Source organism: Luteolibacter pohnpeiensis (genome assembly GCF_016595435.1).
GTDB classification, from domain to species: domain Bacteria; phylum Verrucomicrobiota; class Verrucomicrobiia; order Verrucomicrobiales; family Akkermansiaceae; genus Luteolibacter; species Luteolibacter pohnpeiensis.
On the sequence record NZ_JAENIJ010000132.1, the window covers coordinates 1 to 1,063 of the forward strand.

Annotated in this window: 1 protein-coding gene; it reads right to left on the reverse strand. The window is 57.4% G+C overall.

Annotation, left to right across the window (positions count from 1 at the left end; translation table 11 throughout):
• The coding region (locus JIN85_RS20565; protein WP_200274383.1) for an IS4 family transposase at positions 1 to 1,063 on the reverse strand (1,063 nt) is incomplete at both ends.

Sequence of the window (1,063 nt, forward strand, 5' to 3'; positions counted from 1 at the left end):
TTCGCTCCGGAACGGGCGGAGGTCGATGCGTTTGGTCGCACAGATGCCGATGAAACGATTGAACGCTTCTTTCCGCTTCCGGGGCTTTCCGGCATGCTTGCGGAAGCCTTCGTGACTGGCGGTGACCAGATCGAGCACGCCTTTGAAGCTAATGTGCCAGACAGGTATGGCGTCGACTGTGGCGGCGCGCTGCATGAGGCTGCGAATGAGATTGAAGGCGATGATGCTCATCCAGAGGGTTTTGTGGGCCATATCAGGTGTCTTCACGGCGAAGCGTTCCATGCCGAGGGTGGTTTTAAAATCGCGTAGCTTGAGCTCGATATCCCAGCGTCTTGCATAGAGGTCGGCGAGCTCGATGCCGTAGTATCTAACAGGATCTGTTAGAGTGGTGACGACGATGAGTTCGCTCTTTTCACGGGCACGGTTTTCATAACGGAGTTTGATGAGGCGCAGTTCGAGCGTGGCGGGTAGTGCGTTCCATTCTTCGCGGGTGAGATCGCTGCCGCCCGGCTGCTGGAGTCGCTGCCAGGTAACCAGGCGTTCGTAGGAGGAAAGACGTTTGCCTTTTTTCCAATCGAGCGATTTGGCGCGGACTTGGTGAAGCCGCATGAGGATGTGGGCACCTTGTCCGAGGCAGCGGGCGATGAGTTCGTAGGAGCAGAAGGCGCGGTCGGCGAGGAGGAGATCGCCGGTTTTTAGATGGGTGGCAAGGGTGGCGGCGGCCTTGGTGTCGTGCCGGGTATGGGGGCAGGTTTCGATATGTTCCCAGCCGCCGTGGCCGAGGTTGAGCAGTCCTACGATGCCCATCGTAGGAAAGCCGCTGCCGTTTTTTTGGACGGAGGGTTGCGGATAAAGAAGCTGGTTTTCCTCAGTGTCCATGAAATGAACCGAGCTGCCGTCCATGGCCATGAGGGTGAGGCCATGCCATTGATTTTCCGAAGTGATGCGGCTGGAAAGATGGCTGCGGAGGCGTTGATGGATGGCATTGAGAAAGTGGATGTTCAGACGGCCGCGGGCTTTGCAATAACTGGAGGTATCGGAAGACGGGATGGGTAATCCGTTG